Source organism: Brumimicrobium sp., from assembly GCF_048268645.1.
GTDB classification, from domain to species: domain Bacteria; phylum Bacteroidota; class Bacteroidia; order Flavobacteriales_D; family Crocinitomicaceae; genus Brumimicrobium; species Brumimicrobium ulvae.
In genome coordinates this window covers 173,834-189,702 of sequence record NZ_JBLWVE010000003.1, presented here as the reverse complement: position 1 = coordinate 189,702, position 15,869 = coordinate 173,834, and the positions used below count along the sequence as shown (strand labels likewise).

The 15,869-nt window shown below is 35.3% G+C and carries 16 protein-coding genes; 8 read left to right on the top strand and 8 right to left on the bottom strand.

All coding sequences use genetic code 11. The annotated features are described in order from the left end of the window. Positions 1–7: 7 nt before the first annotated feature. The 4 genes from ACN0U3_RS04890 to ACN0U3_RS04875 are packed head-to-tail and all read right to left on the bottom strand — an operon-like array spanning position 8 to position 4,083. The gene (locus ACN0U3_RS04890) at positions 8–1,084 is read right to left on the bottom strand and encodes a T9SS type A sorting domain-containing protein (protein ID WP_417265359.1); all 1,077 of its coding nucleotides are present in this window, start codon (positions 1,082–1,084) and stop codon (positions 8–10) included. A 49-nt stretch (positions 1,085–1,133) separates the two neighbouring features. Continuing rightward, positions 1,134–2,204 (bottom strand): hypothetical protein, encoded by a 1,071-nt coding sequence (locus tag ACN0U3_RS04885; protein WP_299201544.1) that lies wholly within the window; start codon positions 2,202–2,204, stop codon positions 1,134–1,136. After that, positions 2,204–3,511 carry a hypothetical protein gene (locus tag ACN0U3_RS04880; RefSeq protein WP_417265358.1) on the bottom strand — a complete coding sequence of 436 codons (1,308 nt, stop codon included), beginning with the start codon at positions 3,509–3,511 and terminating at the stop codon, positions 2,204–2,206. Before ACN0U3_RS04880 ends, ACN0U3_RS04885 begins: the two co-directional genes overlap by 1 nt. Beyond that, positions 3,508–4,083, bottom strand: coding sequence for an RNA polymerase sigma factor (locus tag ACN0U3_RS04875; protein WP_417265369.1), 576 nt, complete (start codon positions 4,081–4,083; stop codon positions 3,508–3,510). The genes ACN0U3_RS04880 and ACN0U3_RS04875 overlap by 4 nt, the downstream gene beginning before the upstream one ends. 160 nt (positions 4,084–4,243) lie before the next feature. Here ACN0U3_RS04875 and ACN0U3_RS04870 point away from each other — a divergent pair, with 160 nt between their 5' ends. Beyond that, positions 4,244–4,726 carry a SixA phosphatase family protein gene (locus ACN0U3_RS04870; protein WP_417265357.1) on the top strand — a complete coding sequence of 161 codons (483 nt, stop codon included), beginning with the start codon at positions 4,244–4,246 and terminating at the stop codon, positions 4,724–4,726. Positions 4,727–4,967: 241 nt separating this feature from the next. On the opposite strand, the gene ACN0U3_RS04865 is transcribed toward ACN0U3_RS04870, so the two are convergent. Then, positions 4,968–5,894 carry a malate dehydrogenase gene (locus tag ACN0U3_RS04865; RefSeq protein ID WP_299201552.1) on the bottom strand — a complete coding sequence of 309 codons (927 nt, stop codon included), beginning with the start codon at positions 5,892–5,894 and terminating at the stop codon, positions 4,968–4,970. 448 nt (positions 5,895–6,342) lie between these two features. On the opposite strand from ACN0U3_RS04865, the gene ACN0U3_RS04860 reads away from it, so the two are divergent. Continuing rightward, on the top strand, positions 6,343–6,912 hold the full coding sequence (locus tag ACN0U3_RS04860; RefSeq protein ID WP_299201554.1) for an RNA polymerase sigma factor: 570 nt from the start codon (positions 6,343–6,345) through the stop codon (positions 6,910–6,912). After that, positions 6,909–8,189 carry a PKD domain-containing protein gene (locus tag ACN0U3_RS04855; RefSeq protein ID WP_417265356.1) on the top strand — a complete coding sequence of 427 codons (1,281 nt, stop codon included), beginning with the start codon at positions 6,909–6,911 and terminating at the stop codon, positions 8,187–8,189. The genes ACN0U3_RS04860 and ACN0U3_RS04855 overlap by 4 nt, the downstream gene beginning before the upstream one ends. Positions 8,190–8,539: 350 nt before the next feature. Here the strand turns inward: ACN0U3_RS04855 and ACN0U3_RS04850 are convergent, their stop codons facing one another. After that, positions 8,540–9,823 (bottom strand): T9SS type A sorting domain-containing protein, encoded by a 1,284-nt coding sequence (locus tag ACN0U3_RS04850; RefSeq protein ID WP_299201560.1) that lies wholly within the window; start codon positions 9,821–9,823, stop codon positions 8,540–8,542. 274 nt (positions 9,824–10,097) lie between these two features. Between ACN0U3_RS04850 and ACN0U3_RS04845 the strand changes: the two genes are divergently transcribed. The 5 genes from ACN0U3_RS04845 to ACN0U3_RS04825 all read left to right on the top strand — a co-directional run bounded on the left by ACN0U3_RS04845 (position 10,098) and on the right by ACN0U3_RS04825 (position 14,313). Next, positions 10,098–11,162: a VOC family protein gene (locus ACN0U3_RS04845; RefSeq protein ID WP_417265355.1), complete on the top strand. Its 1,065-nt coding sequence runs from the start codon at positions 10,098–10,100 to the stop codon at positions 11,160–11,162. A gap of 90 nt (positions 11,163–11,252) precedes the next feature. Continuing rightward, entirely contained in the window at positions 11,253–12,308 is a 1,056-nt protein-coding gene (locus ACN0U3_RS04840) for a DUF4249 family protein (protein ID WP_417265354.1), read from the top strand. A gap of 297 nt (positions 12,309–12,605) precedes the next feature. After that, a complete protein-coding gene (locus ACN0U3_RS04835) occupies positions 12,606–13,187 on the top strand; it encodes an RNA polymerase sigma factor (protein WP_299201568.1) in 582 nt (193 codons plus the stop codon). Then, the gene (locus ACN0U3_RS04830; protein ID WP_417265353.1) at positions 13,184–13,369 is read left to right on the top strand and encodes a hypothetical protein; all 186 of its coding nucleotides are present in this window, start codon (positions 13,184–13,186) and stop codon (positions 13,367–13,369) included. The genes ACN0U3_RS04835 and ACN0U3_RS04830 overlap by 4 nt, the downstream gene beginning before the upstream one ends. 131 nt (positions 13,370–13,500) lie before the next feature. Continuing rightward, positions 13,501–14,313: a choice-of-anchor J domain-containing protein gene (locus ACN0U3_RS04825; RefSeq protein ID WP_417265352.1), complete on the top strand. Its 813-nt coding sequence runs from the start codon at positions 13,501–13,503 to the stop codon at positions 14,311–14,313. A gap of 77 nt (positions 14,314–14,390) precedes the next feature. On the opposite strand, the gene ACN0U3_RS04820 is transcribed toward ACN0U3_RS04825, so the two are convergent. Continuing rightward, positions 14,391–15,062, bottom strand: coding sequence for an aspartate kinase (locus ACN0U3_RS04820; RefSeq protein WP_299201577.1), 672 nt, complete (start codon positions 15,060–15,062; stop codon positions 14,391–14,393). Positions 15,063–15,152: 90 nt separating this feature from the next. Next, a complete protein-coding gene (locus ACN0U3_RS04815; protein WP_299201579.1) occupies positions 15,153–15,791 on the bottom strand; it encodes a LolA family protein in 639 nt (212 codons plus the stop codon). Positions 15,792–15,869 lie beyond the last annotated feature (78 nt).

The following is a 15,869-nucleotide window of genomic DNA, read 5'->3' as shown; positions in this document are numbered from 1 at the left end:
TTACGCTTTATTTAATAACTATTGGATTAAAACTTTGTCCATTTTGAGTAATGGACTGTAAAGTGTACATTCCTGGTGCTAAATCTTGAAGGTCAATCGAAATAGAACTTGAATTTAGCACAAAAGAATTCACTATTTTACCTGTGCTGCTCAAGACATTGACCTTTTGAATGATTTCTTTGGATTGGATGTTGATGAAATCACTGCTAGGATTAGGGTAAACAGCAACTTCAATACTGTTTTTTGGAAGATTTGCCAATTGATGGTTTAAAAATGTAACGCGGGTAGGGGTCTCACTTCCCATTGCTCCTTCAGTTTCGATTTTTAATACTGGACGCTTTAAATTGTTGTCCCACCATTCATATTCACTGATTGTTCTGTTGATCGGGAACCATTGGTTAAACCCTCCTAAGTTGACCCGAACAGAATCGAGTTCTGTAATAAGGTGGTGAATTCTGATGGTGTTATAAGTTCCAAAAGGGGTGATCAATTGACCTTCGCCGTCTACATTGCTTTCTCTTTGACGGTATTGAATGAATTGAGCGTCAAAGACAGGATTGAAATCCATATTGGTGTATCCTCTAGATGAGTAGTTGTCTCCATAGTTAAGCGGAAAAACGTAAGCTGTTTCGATGGTGTCACTTCTGAAGCCAACTTGTTGACCATCGACCTCTAAACTATAACCTAGATAGGTCACCTTGTCATTTTCAATTTTAGTTAATCTGTTGATAGATTCTATGCTCACGGGAAGAATTCCACCTAGTTGATCTAATGGAAGTCCATCAAAAGGTTGATAGAAACTGGCTTGATATTGTGGAGGAGCAAAGGTCCCAAATTGAAATTCAACTACCATTCCAGCTGTTGAGATGTCATAAGCAATTTCAAATAATTGACTGTTCTCCATAAGATTGGAATAATCCCATGTCGAGTTTTGACCTGTTGTTTGAAAATCAATAGATAAATCTGCGGTGGTAGAAACACCAACAGTATCTCCCGCAATAATGAAGTCAGTGCTGGTAATCGTTGTTTGAGCAATCGCTGAAAAGCTAAATATAGCGGCCAATAAGTTTAAGATGTACTTCATTGTTAGTGTTTTATTTACGTGAAATTAAATAAAAAAACAAGAAGTTTACTTAATAACCGAGACCAAATTCAATATTTAAGTTGGCATTAACCGTTTCTCCGGATGTGAAATTTTTAAAAGGAACATTGAGTGTTCCTTTGATGAGTTTGGTTTGAGTTGCACTGTTATTTGTTTCATACTCGGTTATTTCTGTAACAACGAATGAAGAATTGCTTGTGGGCCCATTGATGGATTGATACGTTGAGCCGCCCTTTACAACAGTGAATAATGCCGATGAATCCCAAGTTAATTGACTTTTTATTCCTGCTGTGGTAAAGTCATGTAGACTATATTCGTCGGATTGTTTGTTAACAAAAACAGTTCTTTTGGCAACAGCTCCGTTTTGAAAATGTACTTCTGCTCTTAGGTGAAATGTATCGGGTAAATTGCTTGCGTAAAGAATAGCGCCTTCTGAAATGATTACATCATCAATATACCATCTTACATTTTGAATTGTAGCACTTAAAGAATTGAAAGTAGCAACAATACTATCACTTTGAAACATTTCCCATTCAAGCTCAAAGTCAGTATAGTTTTTAAAACCAACAATAATGGTATTGCAAACGTTTACAACCGCACCATTATTATAGTGTACATTGGCACATACATTATATTTTCCAGGTTCATTGATTGTGAGGGTGGAACTTCCGTGAGGATCGCCATCAATACTCCAATCGATTGTGTTTATAGTTGAAGCGTTGGACAAGTCTCCTTGTTCAATAGTTAAGAGTGGAGTAGTGCCAAACTGTTCACTGATTAAATACTCAGGCAATTCAATAAATTTATCTGATAGGTGTGGAAGATCAACGTTTGTTCCAAATATTTGCATTTTAACTTCCTCCTGACCATTGCTTAACACACCTGTGAATTGATTTACTCCGTTATATTCTTCGGCGCTTGCGAACATTATTGCATCGTTTTCTCCAGCATGAAGATCAATGGTTTCATTTCCAATTGTTCCATTAACGTTGAATACTGGATCGTTTTCGTATGGAATATCAGGTAAATCTTTTTTTGAACAAGCAAAATTCAAGGTCAATAATCCCGACAGCAATAAAAGATATGTTATTTTCTTATTCATTATTGAAGGATATTAAATCTTAAAGTTATTTGTCCGTAAATAGGGTTGGTCGTTGAAGATTGATTGAAGTAAGAATCGTCTTTTATTCTTCCTGAAATATTGGTTCCTACTTTTGCTCCTAGGGCGATTCTAGAAGTCAGTTGATGCTCCATCCAAAGGTATCCTTGAGTAGAGAATTTGTTCAATCCATCGGTATTGCCATAGTATTTTTCAGTTTCAACTAAGAAATGATCTTCGTAATGATTCAAATCCATCCCTGTATTGATTAGGTAGTTGGCTTGTACTCCAACTCCAAACGATGTAGCGTTTATGCGGTATCCAAACTCTAACGGAATGTATAGGTCAAATAAACTTTGATACGATAAATCACGTTGATGTCTGGTTACTCCAAATCCATAAACCTTTGCTTTTTTAGAAAGAATGAGGTCTGCATTACTGGTGTGTTGAGCTCCTACTCCTGTACGTAAAATAATTCCATTAAAGTTTCCTTCTAAATTTAGTGACAAGTCAATTAAGCCCGACTCATAAGGTCTACTGGTTTTATAATTCTCCATTAATCCTCCTCCTAACTTAGCATAAATAGACAAACGTGGTCTTGGTTTGAAATTATTATTCGAATGGAAAATATTTCCTGCCTCATCTAAATGTAGTACGTTAACGAATTCGAATGGAAGATTTTGTATAGCGTCATCTGCTGTATGGTTATGATTCATCTCATTGACCTGAATAGACGCACGGTTCAAATCATCGTCGCTGTTTTCGTTTTTAAAGTCAAGTTCCGAGGAATGTTCTAATGAATTTGATTGACCTTTAGATTCTTGCGCAATGAAAAGAGATTTATCGCTTTTGGTTTCTCTTGTGTTTTTGTTATTAGTAAGGCTGTTTTTTCTTGTATTTACACCAGAATTTGATTGCATTTTATTTGATTCCGTTGAGGTGTTTTTTCTTTCTTGTTTATTGATTGACGAAACGGATTTTTCATCTGTGTTTACATTCTTTTGAATTGGACGAATTGCATTTTTTGTATAATCAACATTTTCAAATTGCATTTCTGTTGATAAAGCAACCTGGGTATATCTTTCTTGTGTTTTTGATAAGTCCATATTGAAAATGAATAAGGACAAAAAGAGTCCAGCGAAAACGATGGTGCCTCCAAATGCCCAAAACAGGAAGCCTCTTTTCTTGGCATCTCTAGCGTTAAGCATTGCGTTCATTTCCGCCCAATAAGCGGGGTCGTATTGTGGTGCTTTTTGTGAATGAGCAGCATCACTAAACATTTGGTCTATGTTTTTATCTTCTAAGCTCATATAACTATTTTTTTCAGTGTTGTTTGTTCTTGTTTTTCAATCAGTACTTTCAATTCTTTTCGAGCGACAGATAAATGCCATTTCGAAGTCCCTTCTGACATTTCCATTATTTCACTAATCTCTCGGTGATTGTATCCTTCAATAACATAGAGCATAAATACTCTTTTAGTTGAAGGTTTGAGGTAATCCAAGAGACCTAAGATACTGGATTCTCCAAAGTCATTTTCTGCATTATTTCTAACTCCTTCAGAATGATATTCAAGTTCTCTTTCTTGATCACGTTTACTAATATTTTCTCGGTATTTTTTATTTTTTCGGTATTCGTCAATTAAGGTATTGGTCATTACTCTTTTGGCCCAAGCAGCAAAAGGAACTTCATCAAGGTCTAACTTAGAAAGGTTGTCAATTATTTTCATGAAGGCTATATTATATATAGCGCGTGCATCATGTTCATTCTTGTGGTATCTTTTACAGATAGGCAGTAAAAATAAATAGCAAGCCTCATAAAGTTCTTCTTGAGCTTTACGCTTGTTTTTTTTACAAGCCTTGAGTAATTTGACATCTACATGCATGAAATTATTGACCCTTCTTATGTTTTCTTTTTTACCCAATGTATTAAAAGTATTAGCTTTAACGCATTATAACAATCTAATAACGTGATTTTTCCTCATAGGGTTGGTATTAATCAATAATATTTTGAAATTCGCAGAAATAAAACAATAAGAAATAACGATGAGACTTTATTTACTTCGCCATGGTGAGGCGGAAAACCAATCACCTACTGGGAAAGATTTTGATAAAGATCTCACTGAGCATGGAAGGGAGCAGGTAGAGCGTATAAAAAACCGTTTAATGAATGATGTCACCGATGTTGAATTTAGTGTATTTTGTTCAGGAGCAAAACGTACGCAATCGACTTGGGAAATTATAGCGCCTGTGGTGAATGTAATCAGTTTAGATATCCTTGATGAGTTATATCTTGCAGATCAAACCCATTTACTAAACTTCCTTTGGAATAATCCGAATCAAACCAATTCAATCTTACTGATTGGACACAATAATGGTTTGTCCGATTTGGCCTCTTATCTTTTAGATGAACAAATCGTCTTGCCTACAAGTGGCTTGGTGATTATCGATTTTCCTGAAGCGAAACAGCTGAGTGATATAGGTCTGGGAACAGGAGTGAAAGTTGGAAAATGCTTTCCGGTTGAGTAGGGGGGGGAATGAGGAGTTATGAGTGATGAATTGTGTACTTTGTACTTCCCTAAATAGCGTTGACCGCTTTGGTTAATATTCTTAATTCATTGCTTTCATCTTCAGAAGTCAAAGATTGTTAATATGCATCTGCGACTCGAGATCAACTCAATTTAGTGTGTAATACACAGGGGAGTGAGAGCCAAAAAAAATGGTCATTGAATTTCTCCAACAACCATTTTAAATAATATTGTGTTTCGTCTTAGAGACTCAAAGCACCATTCGTATCGCGAACTTTATCAGCTGCTTCGTTGAATTTAGCTTTTTCGTCATCAGACAATTCGATTTCAACGATTTCTTCAACTCCGTTTCTACCAATCAATGCAGGAACACCGAAACAAATGTCGTTTAGTCCGTATTCACCTTCTAGGTAAAGAGAACATGGGAACATTTTCTTTTGGTCACATGCAATGGCTTGCACCAATCCTGAAACTGCTGCACCTGGAGCATACCAAGCTGAAGTACCTAATAATTTAGTTAATGTTGCACCTCCAACGCGAGTTTCTTGCTCTACATATTCTAGTTTAGCCTTATCTAGGAATTGAGTTACAGGAACTCCGTTTCTAGAAGCCAATCTTGTTAAAGGAACCATTCCAGTATCACTGTGCGCACCGATTACCATTCCGTCTACGTCAGAGATTGGACATTCTAAAGCCTCAGCTAATCTGTATTTGAAACGTGCGCTGTCTAATGCTCCACCCATACCAATAATTCTATTTTTTGGAATGTTTGTCGCCTTGTGTACTAAATAAGTCATGGTATCCATTGGGTTGCTCACCACAATAATAATAACGTTTGGAGAATGAGCTACTAATTGTTCAACCACAGATTTTACAATCTTAGCATTGGTTCCAATTAACTCTTCTCTTGTCATTCCTGGTTTTCTTGGAATACCAGAAGTGATTACAGCAACATCTGAGTTCGCTGTTTTTGAATAATCACTTGTAGAACCAATAATTTTAGTATCAAATCCGTTTAGAGATGCAGTTTGCATTAAATCCATTGCCTTTCCTTCAGCAAATCCTTCTTTTATGTCTAAAAGACAAACTTCTGCTGCGAAATCTTTCATCGCGATGTATTCTGCACAACTTGCTCCTACGGCACCTGCTCCAACAACTGTAACTTTCATTATGTATATTTTTTATTTTTTAATAGAATATTCCGCTCACGAAATTAAGAAATTAATCAATTTTAGAGCTAGGATTTCTAAATTAATTATCAACTCGCTCCTTTATGAACAATGGTGTTAAGTGTCTATATTGGGTTAGAATAACGTCGAAAATGAACAGTTTAAAAGCAGCGGTGAATACGGGTGTTGCTATGTGAGCATAAGGAATGCAGCGCAGATAAAGGAAGTTAAAAGGGAAAAGATTTTTAATAAAGGTGAAATTGAAGTGAATTCATTTGAATTTTTTACATTTGTTACGGTCTATTTTAGACGGATTAATTTAACTATAGTGTTAATAAAATTCTTTTTGACTGGGGAGTAAATATTGACTTATAACGAATAGTGTAAGTTTTTTGTTGAAAAAAAAGCAACCCATAATAAAATTCAACGTTTTTTAAATGAAACTACAGTGGAGAACGATCAACTCAAAGAAATAATTAAGCGGTGTATCGCTGATGACAGAACTGCGCAAGAGCAGCTGTTCAAACATTTCTATGGGAAGATGATGGGAGTTTGCTTACGCTACACAAAAGACCGAGACCGAGCTCAAGAAGTTGTCCAGGAAAGTTTTATAAAGATCTTTGATAAACTAGATGAATTTGATTTTAAAGGGTCCTTCGAAGGATGGGTCAGAAGAATCATGGTGAACGCATCAATTGATGCCATCAGGAAAAGAAATAGACAACCATTTTCAACTGATGAAGAATACGTCTTTAATGACAGTTATAGTGTTCAAGAACATGATTTAGATGATGACATCACGAAGATAAAAGCTGAATATGCTTTGGAGGCAATACAACAATTGTCGCCAGCCTACCAAACTGTTTTTAACTTGTATGTAATAGAAAATTATTCGCACAAGGAAATAGCACAGATTTTGGACATCAGTGAGGGAACCTCGAAATCTAATCTAGCGAAAGCAAAGCAAAATTTAAGAAAGATATTAAGTGAGAAATTTGTCAATATAGAAGACCAATGAAAGATAATTTAGAAAACGCATTCAGAAATAGTCTACAAGACTATGAGGCGCCATACGACCCTAAGGCGTGGGAAGCAGTGAGTTCAAAGCTCGGTGCTCAACCTACTGCTGTTACAGGAGGCACATCTAGTGTCTTTAAATGGGTTCTTGCAAGTGTTCTGGTTGGGGCAGTTGCTACAGGTGCATTCTTCCTTTTTGATCATCCAACAGATGTAAATACAGCGGAGCATAACGCAGAACCTATTGAAAACAATAGCGTTAAAGCACCAATGGATAATGAATTTGTTCCAAATACGGAAGAAGGTTCTGATGAAGAGGTAATTGTTCCTGTAAAAGAAAAAAATACTGAAGAGCAACCATCAAACCAAATTGAACGCTCAACGGTTGAGGGAGAAAAAGAGAAAACAACAGCACGAAACAATAATCAATCAACAAAAGAAGTAGTTTTTGTTCCAACAGAAAACAATAAGGAGGAAGCGCAGATTGCTCAAGAAGATCCTAAAGTTGTTGAAGAGAAGTTTGTAGCAGGATATATTTCTTCAGCTATGGTTTGTGAAGGAGAAAGTGCTACAGTTAGTAATACTGATAATAAAGCAAAGGTTAAATTTAAATTCGCTGAAGAATGGATTGTTATCCAACCTGGAAAGTCGGTGACAATAGATCCTTCATTACAAGATGAGTTGACTTTTGTGAATGGCAATGGAGAGGTGATTGAAAAAACTTTTGTTAAAGTACAAGGCTTACCTTCTGCAAACTTTACTTATGAAGCAAATATTTATGAAGGTGGATTGCCTGTAGTGATTTGTGAAGCTTATGGAGATTATGCTTCTTATGAGTGGACTTTTGATGACGAGCTGAAGAGAAGCAGTGTAGAGGTTAAACATCATTTCTTTGAAAAAGGAGACTATGACGTAGCTTTAAAAGTTGTGGATAGAAACGGATGTGAAAATACATCAATGAAAACTATTCGCATCAGAGATAAATACAATTTAATGGCGGTAGATGCTTTTAAACCAAATGGCTCAGATATTAGAAATCGTACCTTTATGCCTTATTCTTTAACAGAAAGAAATGTGAAGTTCCAATTGACCATTGTAGACCCAATCGATAATAGCGTTGTGTTTACATCTAGTGATGCTAGGAATGCATGGGATGGAACTGATCAGAAAACTGGAAAAATGACACCAAGCAATAAAGCGTATATGTGGAAGGTTCAAATTTTAGATCCACTTCCAAATGAACGTCCAATTTATGCAGGAACGATAGTACACAACTAAACACTACTGTTATGATGTCAGTAATTTTTCATAGTGTTACTGATTAAAATACATAAACAACAACAAAAAGCCTCAAGTGTATCTTGGGGCTTTTTGCTTTAGATAACTCATGTTTTTAACTAGAGATAATGTTTGTAAAATGCTTAATGCCCTTATTGATGCGGTAAAGTGGATAAAAACACCGTGTTATCGCTTGTTGTTTCAATAAGTGAGGGGTGTGCCTATGCGTTTTTGGCCAAGCTTAAACTGATTGTTGGGTTCCTTTTTATTGCAACACAATTGATATGGAGATAAAGAAAAGCCCCGACATTTTATGAACATCGAGGCTTTAGTATAAAGATATTTTGGACTTATTCAATCACTAACTTTCTCGTCAACATTCCGCTAGCAGTTTGAACTTTTACAAAGTAAACCCCTTGGGTTAAGTCACTGACATCAATATTGGTGTGATAATCCATAGTATTTGCTTGATGAACAATTTTTCCACTTAAATCCGTAAAGACAACTTTTTCAATTAAAAGGCCTTCTAAAGAAATCGTCACTTCATTTAGAGCAGGGTTAGGATACATTTCCAATAACGTTTCAGCTTCTTCAATTTTTAAATTTGCAGTACCATCTAAAGGATGACAAGCAATTGGATCGGCTGGTGTGTTACAAATACAATATGCTTGAGTTCCACAAACTTCACTCAACAAAAATTGCGTCATGTATTGTTGTGTTGTATCAAGGTATTCTGCAGAACCTACGTGAGGAACATGGTCTGCACCATATTCTGCTTTGAAACAATGTTTAATCCCCTCCATTTCAGCTTTTATATGAACAGATTCACTTCCGTCAACCTCCATGATTTCATAAATAGCTAAGGTTAGCATTGCAGAGCCAAAGGGAACAGTTCCGTCTTGATCGCCATGTAAACTTAATACAGGGGTAGTGTTATTATTCATCCAAGTAGTATCACCAATCGCCCCAGCAATATTCACAATGGCTTTAACATCAGAGGTGTGTCCAGGTGTTCCAGAATTTCCTTCAAGTCCACCTGCCAGTGATGGATCAGACATGTTGATATAAGAAGGGATTTCCGAAGTTTGGTCAAGGTAGGCCAAATGTAAAGCTACAAATCCACCTGCAGAACTTCCGGCCAAGAAGATTTTTGTTGTATCAATACCATAAGGATTACCGTCGTCTTTCACAGATTTTTTAAAGAAACGAATAGCCGCTTTAGCATCTTGAGTGGCTCTCATCACAGCTTCAGAGGCATCACCTTCAGAAGGACCAGTGAATACGTTATTCATACCTAAACGATAAGAAATAGAAGAGGTAACGTACCCTTTTTTTGCGAAGTTTTCTGCTAAAGGAACAACATCTGTACCTGTTTTAGATCCCCCCACGAAAGACCCACCATGAATAAAGATGATGAGTGGACGATCTGTATCGGTGTCACCAGTAGGTTGGTAGACATCAAGAAATAGATCCTGTGGTGAACCATCATAGTTGAGGTTTGAGCCATACTGAATATCAGAAGTGACATCAGAGCCTGTGAACAAGTCGTTTTCATATCGACCTCCGGTACAGTCCTGAGCATTTGTACCGAATGCTGTCGCAAATGCTAATCCTAATAAATAGATTTTTTTCATAATTTAAATAAGTTTTATAAGATGTTGTGTTTTTAATTCCTTTAAATCTTTATTGAGATAAAAGTTGAAATAAAATTAATATATTATCTGAATAAGGTTCAGATGATTTTTTGAATGGAATATTTGTAGGTTCAACGGTGAGGACTTAAAAAGGACATGATTTATTCAGTTTATCGTCTAAGATAACAGTGCTTTAGGCTAAATCTGTTGAAAATCCTATTCAACACCGAAAAGAATATTAAATTTGTCTGATTGATTTAAATGCATTAATGATATGGAAAAAGTAATCTGTGGTATTCAACAAATTGGTATTGGTGTGCCAGATGTTCAAGAAATTTGGAAATGGTATAGAAAATTCTTTGGAGTAGATGTACGAATTTTTGAAGAAGCTGCTGAAGCCCCTTTAATGACGAGGTACACTGGAGGGACTGTACATTCTCGAACAGCTACTTTAGCACTTTCGATGGAAGGTGGGGGAGGATTCGAGATTTGGCAATTTACAAGCCGAAATACGGAGAAACCTAAGTTTGATGTCCAATTGGGAGATTACGGACTCTATATTTGTCGTATTAAATCTAGAGATGTCAAAGCATCTTATGAATTTATGAAATCGAATGGCGCAAAAGTGCTGGGCGAATTAAAAACAACTCCACACGGAGAACCACACTTCTTTGTTGAAGATCCAAACGGAAATATATTTAACGTTGTGCAGGAGTTTACAGTTTTTCAAAAAACAAAATTTGAAGGAAAAACAGGAGGTTCTGCAGGAGTTATGATTGGAGTAAGTGATATCGATAAAGCAAAAAAACTATACGCTGATATTTTAGGATATTCAACTGTAGTATATGATGAGACAGGTGTATTTGATTGCTTTTCTGAGTTGCCTATGGGAGATAAAAAAGTAAGACGTGTTTTGCTTTCTCACCCTGAAACGCGTAAAGGTCCGTTTGCACCTTTATTAGGACCTACTAAAATTGAATTGGTTCAAGCCATTGAAAGAACAGATTGTAAAAAGATTTTTGAAGATCGATTCTGGGGAGATTGGGGCTTTATTCACCTCTGTTTTGATGTGAGAAACATGGACGTTCTACAAAAAGAATGTGAAGCAGCAGGCTTTCCATTTACTGTAGATAGTGGAGCAACCTTCGATATGGGAGAAGCAGGAGGACGATTTTCATACATCGAGGATCCAGATGGAGCTTGGATAGAGTTTGTTGAAACCCACAAGGTTCCTGTAATGAAAAAATTGGGGTGGTATATTAATTTAAAGAATAGAGATCCAAAAAAATCATTGCCGAAATGGATGTTGAAAGCCATGGGGATGAACCGTGTGAAATAAGGAGTTAAAGTTTAAAAAGTAGGGATTAATGATTGAACAGGGGTAAAATAGAAAGTAATTTTCTTAATTTTATCCCTACAAAATTTACATATGATTAAAAAAATATTCTTTTTCAGTTTAGGTGTTGCCTTCTTAATGGGATGTAATACAAAGTTTAGTGTTAATGGAGAGTATATTGAGCAACCTATTGTTCATTTCTTACTTGATCAAGGAAAAGAATATCATTTCTTAAAGTTGAATAAAACTTTTTTGAAAGAAGGAGATGCAAATGAATTTGCAAAAGATCCAGCTTTATCCAATTTTGATAATGTTGTAGCAACAGTAAAAGAAATCAAAAATGGAAGTACACTAAGAACTTGGACCCTCCAAGATACGGTGATTCAAAATAAACAGGAAGGGACATTTTACGGGCCAGAACAAAAGCTTTACTTTTTCAAAGCAAATGATTTAGATGAAGAAGCGATTTACCGATTGAATATCGATGTTGATAATGGAAATCACTTGATTTCAGGACAAACAGAACTGGTAAAAGGGGTTCAAATTAATTATCCGCAACCCAACCAATCATTTAATTTTGCCGACAATAATGTACTGCTAAATGGATATAAAAGCACTCCAATCACCTTTACTTCAGGAAATGGAGCATATTATAAAGTGCAATTGCGCTTCGATTATAAAGAAGTAAGCTCTTCGGGGAGTGAAATTAAATCTGTTTTATGGAATTTAGGTGAGGTCGATGCAGGAGATGTCATTAGCTCTACCAATACTATTTTTGCCGATGGTGAGGCGTTTTATGAGTATCTTGGTCAGAAAATCCCTGTAGATTCTGATGTAACAGAACGTAATGTTAGAGGATTCGAAATTATTCTTACGGCAGCATCTTCAGATTTGTATACTTATATTTTAACCAACGAACCAAGTTCCTCTTTGGCTCAAAATAAACCGACGTATTCGAATGTAGAAGGAGCTTTAGGAATATTTTCTTCAAGAGCGACAATTACGCAATACAAACCATACTTTACTCCACCCAGTATGCGAGCTTTAAACCAAAATTCAACAAAAGAACTCTGTAACGGTCCTTATACTGTTGCATTAGATTTTTGTAGTGATATAGCAGGTGATCCATCATCCTATGCTTGTAACTAAACAGTAAAGATTAGTTGATGATAGACCTTAATTCATCGTGATCTAAAAAAAAGTATAGCGATTTATAAATTATTAAAATTACCAGAGACTCCTTTATTATAAAGGAGTCTTTCTTTTTTAGACCTTATTTTTTACTCCAATGTTTTTCAACATTTGTTTTTGGGTACAATAATTTATCCTATATTTCGTTAATATATGTGAAACGCTAATGCAATAGATATAATACCCTTTCTATTGAAGAAGTGTTTAGGCTGTCTGCAAGCAGCAAAAATGAACCCCATAAAAACCCAATGAACTATGAGAACGATAAACCCTATTTATCACCATTCTGACCAAATGTTAAGTCAAGAAATGGAATGGATTTTAAGCGCAAAAGAGGATCCGAAAAACTTCGCTCCTTTATATGAAAAGTACCATGAGCAAATCTTTCGTTACGTGTATCAGCGTATGGACGATAAACAAACAGCTTATGATGTAACTTCACAAGTGTTTTTTAAAGCAATGAAAAACATTTACAAATATGAATACAGAGGCGTTCCTTTGGCTTCGTGGTTGTACCGTATTGCGAAAAGCGAATTGAATCAAGCCTATAGAGACAGTAGAGCAAAACGTACGATAAATATTGACAATACACAAGTAGCAACATTTATGGAGGTTTTTGAAGAAGAAACAAATGCAATGAATAAGAAGCGCTTGTTTAATGCCCTAAGTCAATTGAATGGTCTTGATTTACAGTTGATTGAATTGCGCTATTTTGAAGACCGACCTTATAAAGAGGTAGGAGAAATTCTAAATATAAAAGAAAACAATGCTAAAGTGAAGACTTTTAGAGCTTTGGAGAAGCTTAAAAAGTTATTCAATAAAAAAATAAGCCTATGAAACCAAAATTAATTTATAATCGCTGGAAAGTATCCTCCGATGAAATTAAAAAAAATCAAAACTTCGATGCCCTTGTCAAGAAAGTCAAGAAAAACTCTTCTTGGCAATGGCAATCGATCGGATTTTGGGGCACAGTAGGAGCATCTACTGTTGCCCTATTTTTTTTAGTCAACTTGTTATAATTCAAAATTAACATTTGTTCTACAACTACTTTTCTGATATCTTCTATTGTATGCAATTTTTGTCTTTTGAATTTGTTACATTTGCTTATCTATAATTGAAGTATGTTACTTCAATAAAATGAAGAGGGTAAATGAAGAAAATATTCACAGGATTGGCACTTATTGCAAGCACAACGTTATTTGGTCAAATCACGCTTTTAGAAGAGAACTTTGATGCAAGTACTCTGCCTGCAACATGGACTGTTATTGATAATGACGGAAATACCGTTGATGAACAAGTGCAGGAATACACTGAAGCATGGATTTATAAAGAAGATCCTATTAATGCAGGAAACGGTACCGCTTCGAGTACTTCCTTTTTTAGTCCTGTTGATAGAGCTGACCGTTGGTTGATTACACCGCAGATTACATTAGGAGCAGAATCCAATTACATTTCTTGGAACAGCATGTCTTATGATCCTTCTTTTCCAGATTCGTATAAAGTAATGATTTCTACAACTGGAAATACTGTTGCCGATTTTACAGATACTTTAGTTGTAGTGAGCAATGAAACACCTTATTGGTCGAGTCATGCGGAATTGCTTGATGAATATGTGAATCTAAATATTTATATCGCGTTTGTGAATACAACATTCGATGGTTTTAAATTACACCTAGATAGCGTTTATGTGAGAGAACAAGATCCTTTGGCTTTGACGAAAGAGAAGTTGAATGTTGGAGTATATCCGAATCCCGTTGAAGATGTGTTTCATATTTCAACAGGAACAGCAGTTATTCAAGAAGCAAAATTATTCAATTCATTTGGTCAAGTGGTTATGGCTGTTCAAGGAGGTGAAAAAGCGAGAGACTTAGACATCGATATAAGTGAATTAAACCCTGGAGTTTACATCGTTGCTATCCATACTTCTGAAGGTACAATAAGAAGAAGAATAGTGAAAAATTAGAGGGATTCAATATCTATTAAATAAAAAAAGCACTGAATTCATCAGTGCTTTTTTGTTGACATCAAAAAAGATGTGAACTATTTCTTTTTGGATGATTTTTTTAATTGCATCAATACAGAAAATGCAGAGTCAATATCGTTGTCGTTTACCACTACAGTAAACTCATTGGCTGTAGAAACAACTTCTACAATGTTAATCCCTTCCCAAGCCAAATGTTTGAGTATGTAATAATAAATTCCGCTAATAGCAGTGTTACTTGTTGGAAGTTTAATGGTGATTGATGCTAGGTTTTTAGTGCTTGACTTTAACTTTTCATCTTTGAAAATTTCCAATAGATTTTCAGAAATAGAATTACTGGTAATAATTGTAGATTCACCAACACCATGACAAAAAGTATAGAAGTAATCACGTTGATCGACCAAAAACTTCATGATTTCGGACTGTTTTAACGCAAGGGTATCTGAGTTTTTATAAGTGAAATCTTCCAAATCACTTCTCACCAAAAAATCACCGAGTGTAGCAATAAAATCCTTGATTTTTGCATCGACCTCGTCGTAGTATCCAGGAGACATTCTTTTGATGGCCATTACAATTGCGCCTTCTTTGACTTTCTTGCCTAAAGTATCTTCAATTTCTGGTTGTATTTTACGAGATAACGCAGATACATTTATTAAATTCTCTGTCATCGCTTCTCTTAGAAAGGGAGAGCGATTGATTATTTCTTCAGTAACTTTACCAACTGTACTCATGGTGTTAAATATTTTTCAATGCGTTAAAATTAACAAAAAAAACATCTTTCGGTTAGAAAGATGTTTTTAGAATTGATATCAATTATTTTCTTAATCTCTAATCAATTGGTATCCAGGATAGTTTTGTGGATTGTAAACAAACTTACTGTCTGCTACAGTTTTATTTTTTTCGAATACATTAATGGTGTAAGTCATCGTGCTTCCATCCTTTGTCTTCATAATTGCTTGGTGTAACTCGTTGTTGTTGGTACCAACGTATAAAGTGATGGTGTGATAATTAACCTCTCCTGGATTGGTTGGAAATAAGTCAATTTGGTGCACTTCTTTGTTGTTTACCTTCGTTGTTTTTGTGTATTTACTTTTGAATCCATTTTCCCAAATAGTCATTAGCTTTTTTGGATTCATTGATTCGTCATCATCTAAGTCAACATCACTTTGGTAAGTTACTTTTTCTTCCTTAACAATTGTCCAGTTTTTGATGGCATTAGAAACTAAAGTATTTTGTCCGAGAGAAGCATAATACTTATCTCCTTTAACATAGCCTAAACCTTTTTGGTTTGAGTTTTCTCCAGTTGCTGGATTTTTAACATTCATCGTGAATTCGATATAAAAAGACTTTAAGCTTTTAATTTCTGAGGACATCTTATCTAAAATATTCTCAGACTTTTGATCTGACTGAGCGAATAAAGCACTAGAGATAAAAAGCATTCCAATTAATAAGTATTTCATTTTCTATAATTTTTGCATTGTGATTTGCACAAACTGTGCCAAGTTCAGCGGTAAATATATTAAATCACCTACAAATAT